The organism is Paenibacillus sp. FSL R7-0216 (assembly GCF_037969915.1).
Taxonomy (GTDB): Bacteria; Bacillota; Bacilli; order Paenibacillales; family Paenibacillaceae; genus Fontibacillus; species Fontibacillus rhizolycopersici.
Genome location: NZ_CP150222.1, coordinates 4,295,251 through 4,311,572, shown reverse-complemented (window position 1 = coordinate 4,311,572; position 16,322 = coordinate 4,295,251). Strand labels below are relative to the sequence as shown.

At 52.8% G+C, this 16,322-nt stretch carries 19 protein-coding genes; 18 read left to right on the top strand and 1 reads right to left on the bottom strand.

The window, feature by feature from the left end; genetic code table 11:
- Window positions 1-204 precede the first annotated feature (204 nt).
- Window positions 205-1,674: a HAMP domain-containing sensor histidine kinase gene (locus MKZ15_RS19890; RefSeq protein ID WP_213623726.1), complete on the top strand. Its 1,470-nt coding sequence runs from the start codon at window positions 205-207 to the stop codon at window positions 1,672-1,674.
- Here the strand turns inward: MKZ15_RS19890 and MKZ15_RS19885 are convergent.
- Complete coding sequence (locus tag MKZ15_RS19885; protein ID WP_213623727.1) at window positions 1,661-2,248, bottom strand: response regulator transcription factor; 588 nt, start codon at window positions 2,246-2,248, stop codon at window positions 1,661-1,663. The genes MKZ15_RS19890 and MKZ15_RS19885 overlap by 14 nt on opposite strands.
- Before the next feature lie 255 nt (window positions 2,249-2,503).
- On the opposite strand from MKZ15_RS19885, the gene MKZ15_RS19880 reads away from it, so the two are divergent.
- From MKZ15_RS19880 to MKZ15_RS19800, 17 genes are all read left to right on the top strand, one after another.
- Entirely contained in the window at window positions 2,504-2,959 is a 456-nt protein-coding gene (locus MKZ15_RS19880) for a hypothetical protein (RefSeq protein WP_339817564.1), read from the top strand.
- Between the two features lie 16 nt (window positions 2,960-2,975).
- Window positions 2,976-4,034: a phage tail sheath subtilisin-like domain-containing protein gene (locus MKZ15_RS19875; protein ID WP_213623729.1), complete on the top strand. Its 1,059-nt coding sequence runs from the start codon at window positions 2,976-2,978 to the stop codon at window positions 4,032-4,034.
- Between the two features lie 37 nt (window positions 4,035-4,071).
- On the top strand, window positions 4,072-4,506 hold the full coding sequence (locus tag MKZ15_RS19870) for a phage tail tube protein (protein WP_059040798.1): 435 nt from the start codon (window positions 4,072-4,074) through the stop codon (window positions 4,504-4,506).
- Window positions 4,507-4,613: 107 nt separating this feature from the next.
- Window positions 4,614-5,012 carry a hypothetical protein gene (locus MKZ15_RS19865; protein WP_193417745.1) on the top strand — a complete coding sequence of 133 codons (399 nt, stop codon included), beginning with the start codon at window positions 4,614-4,616 and terminating at the stop codon, window positions 5,010-5,012.
- Window positions 5,013-5,035: 23 nt separating this feature from the next.
- Window positions 5,036-5,200, top strand: coding sequence for a hypothetical protein (locus tag MKZ15_RS19860; protein ID WP_204801157.1), 165 nt, complete (start codon window positions 5,036-5,038; stop codon window positions 5,198-5,200).
- A 25-nt stretch (window positions 5,201-5,225) separates the two neighbouring features.
- Window positions 5,226-7,220: a phage tail tape measure protein gene (locus tag MKZ15_RS19855; protein ID WP_339817560.1), complete on the top strand. Its 1,995-nt coding sequence runs from the start codon at window positions 5,226-5,228 to the stop codon at window positions 7,218-7,220.
- Window positions 7,220-7,879 carry a LysM peptidoglycan-binding domain-containing protein gene (locus MKZ15_RS19850; RefSeq protein ID WP_213623731.1) on the top strand — a complete coding sequence of 220 codons (660 nt, stop codon included), beginning with the start codon at window positions 7,220-7,222 and terminating at the stop codon, window positions 7,877-7,879. The genes MKZ15_RS19855 and MKZ15_RS19850 overlap by 1 nt, the downstream gene beginning before the upstream one ends.
- Window positions 7,876-8,886, top strand: a complete 1,011-nt coding sequence (locus tag MKZ15_RS19845; RefSeq protein WP_213623732.1) for a hypothetical protein — start codon at window positions 7,876-7,878, stop codon at window positions 8,884-8,886. The genes MKZ15_RS19850 and MKZ15_RS19845 overlap by 4 nt, the downstream gene beginning before the upstream one ends.
- Window positions 8,886-9,338, top strand: coding sequence for a DUF2577 family protein (locus tag MKZ15_RS19840; RefSeq protein WP_339817556.1), 453 nt, complete (start codon window positions 8,886-8,888; stop codon window positions 9,336-9,338). Before MKZ15_RS19845 ends, MKZ15_RS19840 begins: the two co-directional genes overlap by 1 nt.
- Entirely contained in the window at window positions 9,338-9,751 is a 414-nt protein-coding gene (locus MKZ15_RS19835) for a DUF2634 domain-containing protein (protein WP_339817554.1), read from the top strand. The genes MKZ15_RS19840 and MKZ15_RS19835 overlap by 1 nt, the downstream gene beginning before the upstream one ends.
- Before the next feature lie 2 nt (window positions 9,752-9,753).
- The gene (locus MKZ15_RS19830) at window positions 9,754-10,815 is read left to right on the top strand and encodes a baseplate J/gp47 family protein (RefSeq protein ID WP_213623735.1); all 1,062 of its coding nucleotides are present in this window, start codon (window positions 9,754-9,756) and stop codon (window positions 10,813-10,815) included.
- 16 nt (window positions 10,816-10,831) lie between these two features.
- Complete coding sequence (locus MKZ15_RS19825) at window positions 10,832-11,428, top strand: putative phage tail protein (protein WP_213623789.1); 597 nt, start codon at window positions 10,832-10,834, stop codon at window positions 11,426-11,428.
- 25 nt (window positions 11,429-11,453) lie between these two features.
- Window positions 11,454-12,500, top strand: coding sequence for a discoidin domain-containing protein (locus MKZ15_RS19820; protein WP_339817546.1), 1,047 nt, complete (start codon window positions 11,454-11,456; stop codon window positions 12,498-12,500).
- Entirely contained in the window at window positions 12,493-12,933 is a 441-nt protein-coding gene (locus tag MKZ15_RS19815; RefSeq protein WP_339817544.1) for a hypothetical protein, read from the top strand. Before MKZ15_RS19820 ends, MKZ15_RS19815 begins: the two co-directional genes overlap by 8 nt.
- Entirely contained in the window at window positions 12,923-13,138 is a 216-nt protein-coding gene (locus MKZ15_RS19810) for a hypothetical protein (RefSeq protein WP_155607807.1), read from the top strand. The genes MKZ15_RS19815 and MKZ15_RS19810 overlap by 11 nt, the downstream gene beginning before the upstream one ends.
- 183 nt (window positions 13,139-13,321) lie before the next feature.
- Complete coding sequence (locus tag MKZ15_RS19805; RefSeq protein ID WP_339817540.1) at window positions 13,322-14,287, top strand: glycoside hydrolase family 43 protein; 966 nt, start codon at window positions 13,322-13,324, stop codon at window positions 14,285-14,287.
- A gap of 287 nt (window positions 14,288-14,574) precedes the next feature.
- A complete protein-coding gene (locus MKZ15_RS19800; protein ID WP_339817538.1) occupies window positions 14,575-16,317 on the top strand; it encodes an extracellular solute-binding protein in 1,743 nt (580 codons plus the stop codon).
- Window positions 16,318-16,322: the final 5 nt, after the last annotated feature.

Here is a 16,322-nt window from a genome sequence, read left to right as displayed (position 1 = left end):
AAGCATTCCGGACTATAGGAGAGACTCATTCCTACTTGACTTGATGAGTAGAAATGAGTCTCTTTTTGCTATGCCGAAAGGCCTAGTCACTCCTAAAAAATAGCCAAAAGGATAGCAGGAATTATTTATTTTCATAGGGAATCCATTCAAGAATATAAAAATAATAGTAAATATGTAACGTCAAGGCGAAGGAGTTTGCGGTTCATGAAAATCTTCTATATTCTGATGTTTTTATCCCTTTGGTCTTTAGGTCTCGTTTTTTTGTTTCACCGCCGAAGAAGCCAACTTTGGATTGCTTTAACGCTGCTGCTCGGCGGGGCCGCCAGCTACGCCTTCGCGATGCATCTGACCATTATGCCGGTCGTTCATGGAGCCGAATGGCTGCCCGAAACGGTAAGTCGATGGCTCTATCTCACCACGGTGGTCGCTATGAACATTCATTTCTATCTCCTTCCCTTTACGTTCTTCATGGGCGGTTTATGGTTAAACGAGTCGATGGGGCTTCGGTTGAAGCAGGGGCTGTCGGTAATCGGCTTCGTTGGGGCGCTGGCCTTACTCCTTGCTCATTTGCGATTTGAACCCTGGAATACGTTTGAGGTCGAGCGATTTCGTTATTGGGACGGGATCTACGTGGTTCTGGGCTGCTATTTCTATTACCGCGCCTATGCCCGGGAAAAAGATGTGCAACTGCGGCGCGTCCGGAGAAGAATCCTGCTGTTTCCAGTCATTATGATCTGGGCGTATACCAGCGATTATCTTGGCTTCGAATCATTAAAGCTGGGATGGTGGAGCCTTGAGCTGGAAAGCAACGGCATGTGGCATGGCAATGTGATCGTCATCTTAGGTGCCGTATCGCTCATTCTGTTCTACACGGTGCGTTACGGATTTCTGGGCATTAAACTGCGCATCGAACGGGAACGTCTGGATTATTCCATTCGCACGCTGACGATGGGGGTATCGATTCTGAACCATACGATTAAGAACGAGATCCAGAAGATCGACTATTTGGCGGAAAAATGCGGTGTACTCCTCCAATCGGGACAGACCGGCAAAGCCGTCCATACGATCGAGCAGGTTCATGGGTTAACGCGTCATTTGCTACATATGGTGAATCGAATCAAAGATAAAGCCGAGGATGTCGTCCTTGATGAAGGCGAATACGAAGTTGGCTCGTTGATGGATTCCGTGATCCAGTCGGCAGCAACGCTGGTGGAGAATCGTCCGGTATCCTTGTCCGCCGAATATGGAGCCGATGGCCGGCTGGTTTGCGATGCGGTTCATATCAGCGAAACGCTGTCCAACCTGATTCGCAATGCCTTGGATGCCATGCCGTCCGGCGGGACGATCACCCTGCGTTCGGCCGCTTCGCGCCGAGATTTTCGGATCGAGGTCAGCGATACGGGGAACGGCATTCCCCAGGAGTATATGTCCAAGATTTTCGAACCTTTCTTTACGACGAAAAAAAACGCCTTGAACTACGGTCTAGGTTTATCCTATTGCTCAAGCGTTCTCAGCAAGCATGGAGGCAAGTTAACCGTCTCGAGCGAACCTGGAAAGGGAACGACGTTCATCCTGCACTTTCCGGCGATTCGCTTTCGGCCGAGCCATCCTTCCCGCAGGCTGAAGGCAACCGGCAAGTTAAGGGCTTGGGCCGATCGGGCTAATCCATCTTAAAGTGAGTCAGTTTATTCTTTATGCTGCGCAGCTGGGACTTAATCGTGTTGGTCGATTTATGCAATCGTTCGGAAATTTCCCGTTTACTAAGGCCGTTCTGGCGCAGGTCGAACACCTCGCGTTCCGTTGGCGATAACTCCATCAGCTGCATCTCGCTGCGCATAATCCCTGCGGCGTCCGAATGGATGGAGGCGCGTCCGATCTGGGCTTCGCGAATCGCTTGCAGGATATCTTGATAACTTGCCTTATTGATGTAATTAATGGCGCCGAGGCGAAACGATTTCATGATGACTTCCGCATCCGTGATGGAGGTCAACATAATGATTTTTACCGAATCCTGCAAGGGAAGCCGCAATATCCGCTCCGCCGCTTCGAGGCCGTCTAGCTGATTGCCCGTCAAATTGATGTCCATCAGCACGACGTCGATCTTCCGCCGACCTGCGGCTTCAAGCGCTTCTTCCTTCGTGGCCGTCACGGCAACCACCTCTATATCTGGCTCATCGCTTAAATCCGCACTGATATGATCCCTCCAGAAGGGATCGTCTTCCACCAGCATGACACGGATCGGCTCCATTTCCCAGCCTCCTCTTACAGAAGTTTACAAGTAAGTCCAGTATAACAAACGATCGGATCCCCGCAACAGGATGATTTATCTTCACCCCCAGGTGAAGAAATTTCATCCTATTCGGCGTGTCGAGGAACCCCCTATAATCCGTAATGCGGCCGAATGGTCAGCTGAAGTGATCACAATGTGAAGAAACGGGGGATGAGTTTATACAAATACTCAGGAAGCGGCAAAAGGGTTTCGGCCCAAGGGAGGGATCGTGACGTGCTATTGGCCGAGGAGGTTGGCGGTTTAACGGAGTTGATCACGAGAAGGTTCCCTGACTCTACGGTTCATTGGTTCCAAGAGCCTGCCGAACCTGTAGCCGGGGAATTTGTAGTATTGCTGAAGCAGGAAGTCCGCAGGAGCGATTCGAGAAGCCATACGCTGCTCGAACGCCAATATGCGATCGGGTATTATGCGAGCACGGTGGAAACGGCGTTATATGAGATGGAGTCGCTCAGTCGATACGTGATGAACGAAAGTACGGATTCAGACGAAGGAGCAAGTGCCGGGACGAAACCGATCCGGGTGGACTCATTTACGATAACCTCCGCCGAACCGCTGGAGAATGGCTTGCGGAAATGCCAGGGTACGCTGCTGGTTCAATCGCGTGAACCCGTTCGTTTCCGGTCGCAAGACAAAATCAAACATATGGAATTTCGCACGACAAACAACTGAAAGGTGGCATGAGGTCATGGGTGGAACATGGGATACAACCAGCTTGCCGGTACGGCCTGGCTTGTACATCAATTTCGTGGAGGCGGCCGCGGCGCAAATCAAAGGGGGCGCCCGGGGAACGGTGGCATTGCCGTTGTTCCAGTATGAGGGAGCTGGCGCAGGTCAATTTTTTACAGTGGAAAAAGAATCCGAAGCCGCCCAATGGTTCGGCGATGCGTTTGTGGAACCGATTCGCCTGGCCCTCTTGGGAGGGGCGAAAGAGGTGCTCGTTTATACGGTGCCTGTACCGAGCGGCGGAGGGGATCCGGCCGCTGCCGATTTCACCGCGATTCGCGACGTATTTAGTACCCGGCATTTTAACGTATTTGTTTTTCCAGGTGAAGTTCCTGCCAGTGAGCAGAAGGCGACGCTGAAATGGTGCGCGGACAGCCGCGAAGATGAAGGCAAACACTTCCTGACGGTATTCGGCGGAAAGGCCGAAGACGACCTGGATTCTGCGAAAGGCAACCAACGCAGCGTGGACCTGGCAGACGATTATGCCGTGAATTTAATCAGCGGCGTCAATATCGAAGGAACGGTATACAGTTCTGCGCGTTACGCCCCTTATATCGCCGGATTAATCGCCGGGACCGGAATCAACAAATCGATTACGTATGCTCCGGTGTATGCAGGCGACGTGGCCAAACGGCTGCGCAATACGGAGATTCATGCCGCCTTGCAGAAAGGGTCGCTTGTCCTGGTTCATGACGGGGAGAAGGTCAAGGTGGAACAAGGCCTGGTTACGAGCCGCAAGAAGGTTCGCGCCATGCGGGCGCGTCAAGCGATCTCCACCGACATTACGAAGGCGGCCGCCGATGCTTATATCGGCAAGCTGGATAATAACGCCGATGGGCAAGCTGCGCTGATCTCGGCCGTGAAAGCTTATTTGGAACGGCTGGAGTTAAACAACGTGCTGACGGATATCGCGGTAACTCTGGATCCGGACCGGCAGTCGGAAGGCGACACCGTGTATTTGCTGATCGCCTTTACGGAGATCGACAGCATGGAGCGGATTTTCCTGACGATCAAGGTATAGGTAGAAGAGGAATTCAATCTCATGAGGAGGGGTATCAGTGCTGGATTCAACCCGAGTGATCAATGGAACTTTCGGATATGTGTATTACGATGGCCGCTGGTTGACCAACGTTAAATCGGCCGAAGCCAACGTGGAAATTACCAAGGAGGAAATCAAACGGTCCGGTACGCGCTGGACGGCGCATAAAGTGACTGGACTCAGCGGATCCGGGACGATTACCGGATATAAAGTAACCTCCGAATTCGTCGAGCTCATCGGACAAATCGCCGATGACAAACAAGGCGCATTTACGACGGAACTGATCTTGAAGCTGGAGGATCCGGAGTCCTACGGGGCTTACCGGGTTCGGTTGAAAGGGGTTACCTTCGACAAGATCCCGTTGATGCACTTTGAAGTCGGCTCCATTGTGGAGGAAGAGCTGCCTTTTAATTTTACCGGCTACGAATTGTTGGATAAACTCGTCGCGGAGTAATGGGCGAGGCAGGTGGGCGGGTACCCGGCGAATGCGAACCAGACCCCGGGTTCTCCGCTTTCCTACTCCGCCGCGAGGCATACACCATTTTAAGGAGATGAAGATCGATGGCGATTACGGATAACCGACAAAACAACGTGCTTCAAGCTTTGCTTGGGGCGGACAGCAAACCGAAAAAAGACGTTCCGATGAAACGGCTGGGCGTGGATTTTCAAATTCAGGCGCTGGACGGCAAAACGATTCATAGAATCCAGGAGCAGTGCACCCACTTTACCGGAAAAGGACCCAAGCGGGAAAAAGTGCTCGACGATGAACAGTTCGGCGCCTTAGTCATCCAGAAAGCGTGCCTGATCCCGGATTGGTCCGCCAAGGAGTTGGTTGAGAAATACGGGACGCCAACCGAAGCGATCCTCGGGTTGCTGCTGGCCGGCGAGATCGCCAAGCTGTCCGCAGAAATTTTGGAAATCAGCGGCTTCGACAGCGATGAAGATGAAATAAAAAACTAATCAAAGCGGGCGGAGAAGCCTTCTTGCTGCATCTGATCTTTCAACGCCATCACCTGCCGCCGGATGAGGTGTACAACAAGGATGAGAACGTGAAACGGTTTATGTACGCCTCGATGATGCTGCAATTGGAAGAGGAGGAGAAGGCGCGCAAGGAGCAGGAGAGAGCCGCCCGCAGGCTGAAGCCGTAAAGGCTGAACAGGGGAGGCGAGGAGGTTGAGCTCATCGGCAGGCGGGAGCATTCCCGACTTTTCGAAAGCAACGTTAAACGACTTGAATAAGCTCAACAAAATGATGAGCCAGCTGCAAAGAACGACGTCCCAGCTTGAGCAGGTCAGCGGGTTTGCCCGCATCGGGAAAGAGTTGGAAGCGACGCAGAGCACCAGTGCCAAGGTGGCTAAACAATTCGTTTCGCTGCAGCTGGCAACGGGCGCTACCGCTGGGGTCATGCGGAAGAAGCTGGCTGCGATGAAGCCGGCCGTCGACAACTTTATGCTGGATTTGTCTTGGGCGGTCAAGGCCAAGGCGGAAAGTGTATCCAAGGGGGCGAAGACGCTTGGCAAGCCGTTTGCCGGGGTGTGGCAGAAGGTTCAGGACAAACGGGCTGCGGCGGCCAAGAAGAAGGCGGACGATGCTTTGGCTGCGCAGCTCGGGTTCCCGGTAGGGCCGAAAGCTCCACCGAAGCTAAAAGGGATGAAGCGGCTGCAAAATATCGCAGGTAACACCGCGATTCAGAACCTGCCGGAAGATCGGAAGAAAATGCTCTCGTCTGCGGCCAGCACGGCAGGAGGTCTTCTTGGCCAACTGCAGGATCGGTCGCTTGCGGCAGCCAAGGAATTCAGCACGGCGGTTGGCACGCTGCGGGCGGCATCGATGGCCGGTCCTGGCCAAATGAAAGGTATGGTCGCGTCTTTGCGAGAGCTAGGCGGGCAGGTGCCGCAAAATCTGAACGAAATCGCCAGTGTGATGGGAACGCTGAGCGGCAAAGCCAAACTTACGGGGACCACGTTGACCGCAATGTCCAAAACAGTGCTGGACGCCTCACGGTTAAGCGGAGCAAACAGCGCTGAAGCAGCCAACGCGGCTGCTTCGGTCATGAGCGTTTGGGGGAAGAAAGCCGGCGAAGGGACTTTGATGATGGACCAGTTTTTCGCTGCGAGCCGCGTCAGCGGTGCGGGAATGGGCGATTTGCTCAAAAATATGGGCTCGCTCGGCCTACCTTTGCAGCAGATGGGACTTAGTTTCGAGCAGTCGATGGCCTTGATGGCCAAATGGCAGTCCTCCGGATTAACCCCGATTCAGGATGCGCTCCGGAAGGATGTAAAGGGCGAAGGCCTTGCCGCCATTACCGCCAAGATCAAAGCGGCAGCAACCGAGTCGGAGGCTGCGGCTGTGGCTGCCCAATACTTTGGTCACAGCGTCAGCGGCGATCTGGTGGCCGCCCTGAAGAACGGGCAGGTTGAATTCGGCGGGGTGGTCGCGGCGATGAGTACAGCGGGCAACGCGATTCGGAACCAGGCTGGCGAAGTCCAAACCTTCGGCGATAAATGGGATATGCTTCAGAACCGAATTACGGTCGCTTTGGCCCCGTTAGGGGAAGCGATGTTGCCCCTCGGTGAAGCCCTGGCTTCCGTCGTTGAAGTATTAACTCGAGACGGGGATATCGTGCTGGCTACGATCGGCTCCATAGCCGCCCTGCTGCTTGGCGTTTTTGCGCCGGCCTTATGGGCTTCCGCGGTGGCAGGATGGGCGGCCGTTGCGCCATTTCTTCCGATTATCGCCGCGGTCCTGCTGGTAGGGGTGGCTGTGGCGGGCTTGGCGTACGCGTTCAAGTATCACATGGATTGGATCGTCGAGCAGGTTAACAAAGTGAAGGATAAAATCAGCTCCTTCCTCAGCGTGTTCGATATTTTCAGCGGTGACGAGAATGGGGGAGCCGGCGGAAATACCGCGACATCGAACGGCGGTCCGCCGACGAGCCGTTATCACGGCATGTCCTATGTGCCTTACGACGGAATGATGGCCCGGCTGCACAAGGGTGAACGTATTATGACAGCCTCCGAGAACCGGGAATTCTCAAACGGGGCGAGTGGGGGAGCTGCCATATCGATCACGGGCAATACGTTTCATGTCCGCCAGGAATCCGATATCGATGCGATCGCTAGAGCGCTGGCCCGCGAAATCAAAGCGGCGGGAGGATTGATGGCGTAATGGCATCGCTGGAATTTTGGCTGAAGACGATCGATGAGAAGGAGTGGCTCTGGCTGCCGGTGAATCCGGAGCAGGTGTCGGTCAAAAGCTCTCACGGCTACGAGGATATCCAAGTAACACAGCTGGGAGAATACACGGTCATCGGGGAAGCGGTCCTGAAGGAATATTCGTTTGCTTCCTTTTTTCCTCGCGACTACCACCCCGGATATTGCGAATATGAGTCCTTGCCCGATCCCTGGGCAACCGTGGAGAAGATCGAGGCCTGGATGAGAAGCCGGCGTCCGGTCCGCCTCGACATTACGGGAACCAAGCTCAAAGGCTTGGTGACCATCCGCTCCTTCCAGTACAGCGAACGCGCGGGGAATCCAGGCGACGTTTTTTTTGAACTGGAGTTGAAGGAGTACAAGGAAGTGCAGTTCCGTCAGGTGGAGACGTCCGGGTCAGGGAAAGCGATGGTGATTACGGGCGAATATCGCCCTGACACGAAGACGCCTCCGGCCTCCTACGTCGTCATCCCTGGGGATACGTTGTGGAAAATCGCGCAGCGTACGCTCGGCAACGGCGACCGGTGGAGGGAAGTTTACGCGGCAAACAAAACCGAGATCGGTAAAGACCCGAATCGGATCGTTCCCGGCCAGAAGCTGGTGATTCCCTCATGAGCTGGAGCGTGACCTACAAGGATGAGGAGCAAGACGTTTTTTTGGATCCCATCGTCAAATCCGTGAATTGGTCCGGCGACATCAAACAGGCCGCTCGCAAGCTGGTGGTTGAATTGTCCAATACCGGAGATCTTCGCGAACTGTACATGAAGCTCCAGAAAGGCGGGGAACTGCGCTTTCTCCTGGACGATCAAGAGCTGTTTCGCGGCGTCCTGTTTGCCGATGAGATCGACTCCAAAGGCCAGATGTCCCTAACGGCTTACGACGAAAACATCTACCTGACCAAGAGCAAGGATACGAAAATCTTTCGCGGTCAAACGGCCTCTGCGGTGGTGAAGCGACTGTGCAACGAGTTCTCCATTCCGATGGGGGAAGTTCAGGATACGGGTTACGTCATCCCGAAGCTGGTCTTACGCGACAAGACGCTGTTTGAAATGATGGTGACAGCCTTGACCGAATCCGCAAAGCAAAACGGGCAGCGATTCTGGATTACGTCGAGGGAAGGGAAGCTGCAGGTATTGGCACGCAAGGAACAGAAGGGGAAGTGGGTGCTGGAAAACGGAGTTAATCTACTGGGAGCTAGTTACTCGCAATCCATCGAAGAAACGCGCACCCAAATCAAGGTCATCGGTGAGGACGGGAAAAAGAAGGAGCTGTCTGCCAGCGCCAAGGATTCGGAACTCATCCGGAAGTTTGGCGTCATGCAGCATTTGGAGAAACCGGATCAAGCGATGACCTCTTCGCAGATGGAGCAGCGCGCCAAACAACTGCTTAAGGATTTGGCGACCATCGAGGATCAGGCACGGATCGATTGCTTAGGAATCGCCGACGTGGTTTCCGGCTCGTGTGTGTACGTTAAGGAATCTGTAACAGGCATTCTTGGGGGCTATTACGTTTCGGCCGACGAACATCGCTTCGAGCATGGCAAACACATGATGTCGTTAACCTTGTCGGCAACAGATGATATTCCCAAATTAGAATACAAGGAAGAGAAGGGGGCGGGTTAATGGAACGCATCGAAGGCTCGGGGGCGAGCCAGCTTGTGCAATTAATCCGAGCCATCGGCTACAATTCGGACATTACCTTGGAATTGGCGACGGTGACGGCGCCGCCGCCTGAGCTGAAGATTAAGGTGGATCATATGAACGTAGAGCTGGAGAAGGATGATCTGATCGTGGCTCAATCCTTAACGAGCTATAAGCGGAAGGTGAACGTGAAGAGTGAGGGAAAGACGGAGATGTCTTCGACATCCATCACTCAGGCATCCGTTTTGGTCGTATCAAGCGGGAGTGGTGAGATCACGAAATTCACTTCCTTTGGCATGTCCTCCGCAAATTTGACGGTACAAGAAGCCGAACTCGAATTCACGGATGAACTGAAGAAGGATGATCGTGTGATTGTGGCCGGCATTCATCAAGGGCAAACCTATCTTATTTTGGATCGGGCGGTGATGTACTGATGGCGTTGTCTCCGCTGCAAAGAAGGGAGGAGCGTTATGAGGAAGCTAAGCCGACAACGCTCCCTTCCCGGACCTACACTCTCGATTTTGAAACGGGCCAGGTGATCGAACGGATCATTGACGGAACGGAAGCCGTTCGCCAGTTTATTCGCAAGGCGATTCAAACGGCGCGTTACCGATATTTGATCTACAACAGCCAGTACGGCTGCGAAATCGAAAGCCTGCTGGGCCAGGACATTTCCCAGCAGCTGCTTAAAAGCGAAATCACGAGGGTCATCACCGAAGCGCTGCGGGAGGATGATCGCGTCGCCTCAGTAGACCAATTTCAAATCGTTAGGGAGAACGATAAGCTGTTCGTGACCTTTACGGTTCATACAACAGAAGGGGCCGTTCGGCAGGAGGTGAGGATATAAACGTGTTTGAACATCAGACGAAAGAAGCGATTTTGCATCGGATGCGGGATGCTTCGCCGAAGGAAATCGATACCCGGCAGGGATCCATCACCTTCGATTTGCTGTCCCCTGCGGCCATTGAATTGGCGCATGCCTATATCGAGCTGGACCAGGTATTGAAATTCGGCTTTGTCGGCCCGGATCAGCCTTCCGAGTATTTGGATCTCCGTGCCGGAGAGCTTGGATTAACCCGGCGTCCGAGTGTGAAGGCGGAAGGGAAGCTGGTGTTTACCGGTGATGATGATACGATCATCCCGGAAGGAACCGCCGTATCGACGGATGAAGAGGAAGCGGTCGTTTTTGTCACGGCCGAACCTGGGATCATTCAGCAAAAGAAGGCGACGGTAAAGGCCGTGGCTGCCGCCGGCGGGAAACGGGGCAACGTGGATAAGGGCCGAATCAAGCTGGTGTTGGGAAATTTGTCAGGGATCGTAACGGTGACCAACCCGGAAGAATTCGTAAACGGTGCGGAGACGGAATCGGATGAATCGCTGCTGGTTCGTTATTTCGACCGGGTACGCCGGCCTGCCACTAGCGGCAATGCTTGGCACTACCGCCAATGGGCGCTGGAAGTACGCGGGGTAGGCGACGTTAAGGTGTTCCCTGTCTGGAACGGCGGCGGAACCGTGAAGTTGTGCGTGTTGTCGGAGGATAAAATCGCCCCTAATCCGACCATCGTGCAGGATGTAAGGGAGGCCGTGGATACCCGGCGGCCGGTAGGAGCTTCAGTCACCGTAGTTCCAGCCCAAGAAGTGAAAATCAATGTGACGGCGAATGTGACGTTGGCCTCAGGGGCGGTATTGGCGAACGTCAAGGCGTTGTTCAGCGAGAAATTAAAAGCGTTTCTGGCCGACTTGGCCTTCCAAAGCCCAGTGGTCCCTTATAACCGGATATTTGGCCTGCTTCTCGATATTGAAGCTGTTACGGACTTCAAGAACCTAACCATTAACGGGGCGGCCAATCAGAACTTGAATATCGGCGATGAGCAGGTTGCCGTGGCCGGGACGGTGAATTTTGTTGTCTAGTCCAAGCAAAGCCGTCATGGCACGAAATATCCAAAATGAGATGATGGATGATTTACCTGATTACTATATGCCGAAGGAAGCCGGCGGAAAGTTGGGCATCGTCGGTAATTTGATCACGCGCGAAGCTCGAGAGTTGATTGATTTCAATGCCGAGATTCGGGAGGTGTTGGATCAGTTTTTTATCGATCGGGCGACTTGGGGGTTATCCGCTTGGGAAGCCGTTTGCGGTATTCCAAGCAACGAAGACAAACCTCTGGAGCAGCGGCGCTCGGTGATCAAGTCGAAGATTCGGGGAGCCGGAACTGTAACGCTGGCCGTGATCAAAGAGGTGGCGGATTCGTTTGAGAACGGGGAGATCCAGGTACAAGAAAATTTCAACCATTACGAAGTGGTAATCACGTTTATCGGCAAACGCGGGGTTCCGCCAAATTTGCCGGATATGCAAAACGCGTTGCGTGAGATCGTTCCAGCCCATCTCCAATTGGTGTTCCAATTTACCTATTTGCGTTGGGAGGAGCTGGATTCCGCTGACTTAACCTGGGAGAAGCTCGATGCGCTTGATATGTCTTGGGATGAGTTGGAAGTATGGAAGCCGGGCGCAAAACGATCATGAGGTTACCTAAGAAAGGAGAGTACTTATGCCAAAACTGCCTAGCGGTTTAACTACATTTGAGCCGTCCGATACGGTCAGGAGAACGGCTCAGAACGAAAATATCGAAGCGATCGATGCTTTATTTCGTGCGACGGGAGGCCATCGACATACCGGGAAAGCCGGCGATGCGCCGCAAATCGGCACCGAAGGGATCTCAGTCGGGGCGGTAACGTCGGACCGGATCGCTTTATCCGCCGTAACCGGGGATCGGGTCGCGCGGGAAACGCTATGCCGCAGGCATCTAAAATCCGGGCGACTCAGCGGCAACGTAGCGAAATACAAAAAGGTGACTGTGACCGCGGGTTCGGTCAGCGGCAGTCCGACAACGCCATATTATCAATACGGAGATCATTATTGGGCTTTATTCTCGGCTTATTCAACCTTTCCGCAATCGATGACCGTGGAGCTTGGGGCCGAGTTTTCGGAAATCGAAGGAATCTGTTTCGACAATAACTGGGGCACTCCTCCCAAAAGCTTCTATGTCGAAATCAGCAGCGACAAAACGACATGGAGAAGAGCCTATGCCTATACCCGGCCTGCTGCCGAAGCATTGCCTAGATACCATCCATTTGATCAGTTGTTCGGCGGCTCGTATGTGCGGCTAACGGTTACGGAACCGGATGAAACATCAGGGAACTCGTTTGTTTCGGGATTTGGCGTGTTAAGCCGAGGAGCTCAGGAAAGCAGTCCGGATTTCCGGATCTATCAAGGATTATTGCAATTTCATAATGGATCGGAGTGGAAAGGCGTGGGGATCAAAAATGTTCAGCGAGGTTCGGCAAGCATTGCTTATTTTTACCCGAACGGAACGGGATCCACAGTGAGAGAGGTGACGATCTCCGCGGTAAACCCGCAGAAGACGTTCGTTAACATCACCACATCCGGGTTGTCTCATTGGTTCCAAACTTCTCCTATGATGGACGGTTCGGTTTGCGCAAGGTTGATCGACAACAACAAATTACGATTTAACTTCTATGAGGGATTTTACGAGGCCTATGCGGAGATTTCCTGGGAGGTGATTGAGTTTGCCTAATTACTATGCGCAGATTGATGAAGACGGCCGGGTGTACGCGGTGAGCGAATTGGCCGGGGAAGTCGAAGCGCCGAACCTGATCTCGGTCAGTGAGCAGCAATACCGGAGTGGAAACCTGCTGTTTACGCGGTACGCCGAAGGCAGCTTCACGGGGAATTTTGCCCGCATGGAGGCGGATAAGACGCAAATTCAGGCGAACGGCGAAGATACGGTAACGGTGAAAATCACCGTCGTCGATTGGCAGGGACAGGTGCAGAAAGAATTTAACGAGGAGGTGGCCGTTGAACTAAACGGGGTACGACAATCCGTGAAGGCGGCGAAAGGCGTTGCGGAGGTCACGATCAGCAGCGATGAACCCGGGGCTTATGCCTTAAAAACAGTGGGTCTCGACCGCAACGGTGACATAAAGGTGGTGGTCGTAGATGGCAACTAAGAAGCCGGCTGCCAGAGCGCATTTTCATATTCCAGCCGATCCGCTACGCGTGAAGGTGGAGGAGCTCCAACATAAATCCACTTATCGCAAGCAACAAAACCTCAAATCAACCGAGATCACCCTGGACTCTTTGTACGAAATGCTAAACGATATCCTGGAACAGCAGGCGCTGCTACTAACGGCAATCCAGCGGTCGCAAAAGTAAAATGAAGCCATCTGCCCCTGCGGGGAGCAGATGGCTTTTTCTGGATTCACAAGATGAACTAGAAATGAAAACGTTGACAATCTCCTAAGATGGGATTATGGTGATGAAAACAAAATAAAATGTTTGTAATAAAGCAAATATTTATTAATCTTTCAGACGTAGTTCGAACTTAGGAGGGACAACATGGAGCAAAAAACATTTTCAAACCCGATTTTGTCAAACGGTGCCGACCCCTGGATCGTTCGGGATCCCGATGGAAGTTACTATATGTCGGTCACTTTAGGAGACCGCATCGCCCTATGGCACAGCCAAACGCTGAGCGGACTCGGCCAGGTTGAAGCGAAGACGGTATGGGTTCCTGAGCCAAACGGACCTTTTTCCCGCAACCTATGGGCGCCGGAGCTGCACCGCATCGATGGACGCTGGTACATCTACTATACAGCCAACGACGGCGGGGGGGACGACACAAGACGCATCTGCGTGCTTGAGCTTACGGGCGATGATCCGATAAACGGTGAGTGGTGTTTTAAAGGCGCAGTGAATACGGAAGTTCCGGGCCTCGACGGAACCGTGCTCCAACATCAGGGGGAACTGTATTTCTTTTATTCTGGATACGGCCGCTTCCCTGATTACGGTTCAGCGATCTACGCTGCCCGGATGACCAATCCGTGGACCTTAACCGGTCCCAATGTATTGATCACGGCTCCAACCGCGTCGTGGGAGAAGCAAGGCGGAATGGCGATTAACGAAGGGCCTGTCTTTTTGCGGCGCAACGGGTGGATTTTTCTCGTCTTTTCGGCGAGTGCGACGTGGTCGGACGATTACTGCCTTGGGATGACGAAGATTCCGGAATCCGCAGACCTGCTTGACGCAAAGTCTTGGATCAAAGAGGAGGGTCCCGTCTTCGCTAAGCATCCATCCGCCGGAGTCTACGCGCCGGGACACAACAGTTTTACCGTATCCCCGGACGGATCCGAGGATTGGATTGTTTACCACGCTTATGATTATTCCGAGACGAATCAACAACGTTCGGCGGGTGCTCCCCGCAGTACAAGAATTCAAAGCTTTGGTTGGAAATCGAACGGGATGCCCGATTTCGGGATACCAACCGGGGTTGGCATCCTCATTTCCCGGCCTGCTGGCGAATGAAACACATGAATATTGTTACAACTTTTTTGGAACTAATCTTATGTATTGAGATATGAGTTGATTTCTTTAAATAAATCGATAACTATCCGTATGAAAGCGTTGACATAGGATCGTGCGGGGATTATAATCAACGCAAAGATACAAAATTATTGTAATAAAACAATAATATTACTTCATGGTGGTCGATCTGTTTGTGGAGGGGTTTGAGTTCATGCGAAAGGGGCGGTGAGAAGAAGCAGTGGTCGCAGGGGTTCGTTGAGTTTGAGATTAATAAATGGGAGGATCCTATGAATAACAAATCGAAACGTATCTTTGGTTTTCTTTTCGTTCTTATTCTAGCTATCTCTATGGTTACGGCGTGCAGCGGGGGCGGTTCAAACAAAGCTTCCGAGAACAATAACGCCGAGAAAGTCTCTGAAGAACAACCAAACAACGAAACATCTTTTACGGACATTAGTCAGGACATCCGCGGCAATACGGCGCCGACTCAGGATCAAATCAATGAGATCAATACGACGCTGAACGATACCTATCTAGGCGACATCTTTGATGAGAAAATTCCGAACGACTACTCCGCTTATCCTTTCAAAGGGGATGTCACGCTGGATGTCTGGATGCCTGCCAACCGCAACATCCCGGACATGAACAATCACGCCATTCAGAAGCAAGTGGAGAAATTGACGGGGATTAAAGTCAACTTCATCACTCCGCCGGTAGGACAGGAGGCAGATGCGTTTACTTTGATGATCTCTTCCGGTGACTTGCCGGACATCATCATCGAGCCTGGACGGTATCCGGGAGGTTTCGAGGCAGGCGTCAATGATGGAGCGTATTTGGATCTTACCGATTTAATGGAGAAGAACGCGCCGAACTATAGCGCTTGGCGTAACTCCGACGAGACAAGAAGAAAAACGACGGTCACAGATAGCGGGAAACTGCTTGGTTTCTACGGCATTGCTCCTTATTCGGAATGGATGTGGTTCGGCATGCTGATCAAGCAGGAAGCGTTGGATAAAACGGGTCTTCCGGTACCCGAAACGATTGATGAATGGCACGCCTTCCTGACCAAAGCGAAGGAAGTGGGTTACAGCGAGCCGTTGAACTACGGATCCAACTACGGTCAGATCTTTACCGGGATTCTGAATGGCGCTTATGGCGTGTGGGATTGGACCTTCTTGGACAGCAACGGCAAGGTAGCCTGGGGTCCCGCTCAACCTAAAGCGAAAGAATATTTGGCGATGATGCAGCAATGGAACAAAGAAGGGCTGCTGAACAAAGACTGGGCGACGGCCGACTTCAACCAAAGAATGTCCAGCGCCATTTCGGGCAAGACCGCTGTCATGATGGATTCGCCCGATACGATGTGGAGTTATTGGAAAGAACAGAACAATATCGACTTCGTTGGAGCGCTGAACCCGGTACTGAACAAAGGGGATAAAGCCGCAACGACGTACAAGAACTTCAAACGGACGGGGACCGAAGCTGCGATTACGACCCAAGCCGAGAACGTGGAAGCGGCGATGGCCTGGCTGGATTTCGCCTATACGAAGAAGGGCTGGGAGATCTATAACTACGGCGAATACGGCACGGTTCATCTCATCGATGAGAACGGGAAACCATATTACCCGGAAAACAGCTATATGTACAACGACCCGGATGGCCAACCGGTCGCAGTTGCACTGGATAAATATCGTAGACATGTCTGGCCGGACATTCGCGATGAACATAACTCCAACCCACTGATCGTAGCCAAAGGCAGCTACTCCGGGGAGATCCGGAAAGATTGGACTGAGAATATGGATACGAGCGCGGCCATGCCTCCGATTTCGTTTACGAAAGAAGAAGCCTCACGGGAAGCGGAGCTGGGTAACCAATTGTCCACTCTGCGAGGAGAATATTTCGCCAAAATTATCAAAGGTGAGCTTGCGGTAGATGCATACGACAAATTCCTGGACGAAGCCAAAAAGATGGGGCTGGACGAATTCCTGAGCATTCATCAGGCCGCATTGGACCGTTATAACAACAGATAATTGCC

Bases quoted from the DNA above. Each gene is read 5' to 3' on its own strand.
- MKZ15_RS19890 (WP_213623726.1), top strand. From the start codon at position 205: ATGAAAATCTTCTATATTCTGATGTTTTTATCCCTTTGGTCTTTAGGT.
- MKZ15_RS19885 (WP_213623727.1), bottom strand. From the start codon at position 2,248: ATGGAGCCGATCCGTGTCATGCTGGTGGAAGACGATCCCTTCTGGAGG.
- MKZ15_RS19875 (WP_213623729.1), top strand. From the start codon at position 2,976: ATGGGTGGAACATGGGATACAACCAGCTTGCCGGTACGGCCTGGCTTG.
- MKZ15_RS19865 (WP_193417745.1), top strand. From the start codon at position 4,614: ATGGCGATTACGGATAACCGACAAAACAACGTGCTTCAAGCTTTGCTT.
- MKZ15_RS19850 (WP_213623731.1), top strand. From the start codon at position 7,220: ATGGCATCGCTGGAATTTTGGCTGAAGACGATCGATGAGAAGGAGTGG.
- MKZ15_RS19845 (WP_213623732.1), top strand. From the start codon at position 7,876: ATGAGCTGGAGCGTGACCTACAAGGATGAGGAGCAAGACGTTTTTTTG.
- MKZ15_RS19840 (WP_339817556.1), top strand. From the start codon at position 8,886: ATGGAACGCATCGAAGGCTCGGGGGCGAGCCAGCTTGTGCAATTAATC.
- MKZ15_RS19835 (WP_339817554.1), top strand. From the start codon at position 9,338: ATGGCGTTGTCTCCGCTGCAAAGAAGGGAGGAGCGTTATGAGGAAGCT.
- MKZ15_RS19825 (WP_213623789.1), top strand. From the start codon at position 10,832: ATGGCACGAAATATCCAAAATGAGATGATGGATGATTTACCTGATTAC.
- MKZ15_RS19820 (WP_339817546.1), top strand. From the start codon at position 11,454: ATGCCAAAACTGCCTAGCGGTTTAACTACATTTGAGCCGTCCGATACG.
- MKZ15_RS19810 (WP_155607807.1), top strand. From the start codon at position 12,923: ATGGCAACTAAGAAGCCGGCTGCCAGAGCGCATTTTCATATTCCAGCC.
- MKZ15_RS19805 (WP_339817540.1), top strand. From the start codon at position 13,322: ATGGAGCAAAAAACATTTTCAAACCCGATTTTGTCAAACGGTGCCGAC.
- MKZ15_RS19800 (WP_339817538.1), top strand. From the start codon at position 14,575: ATGAATAACAAATCGAAACGTATCTTTGGTTTTCTTTTCGTTCTTATT.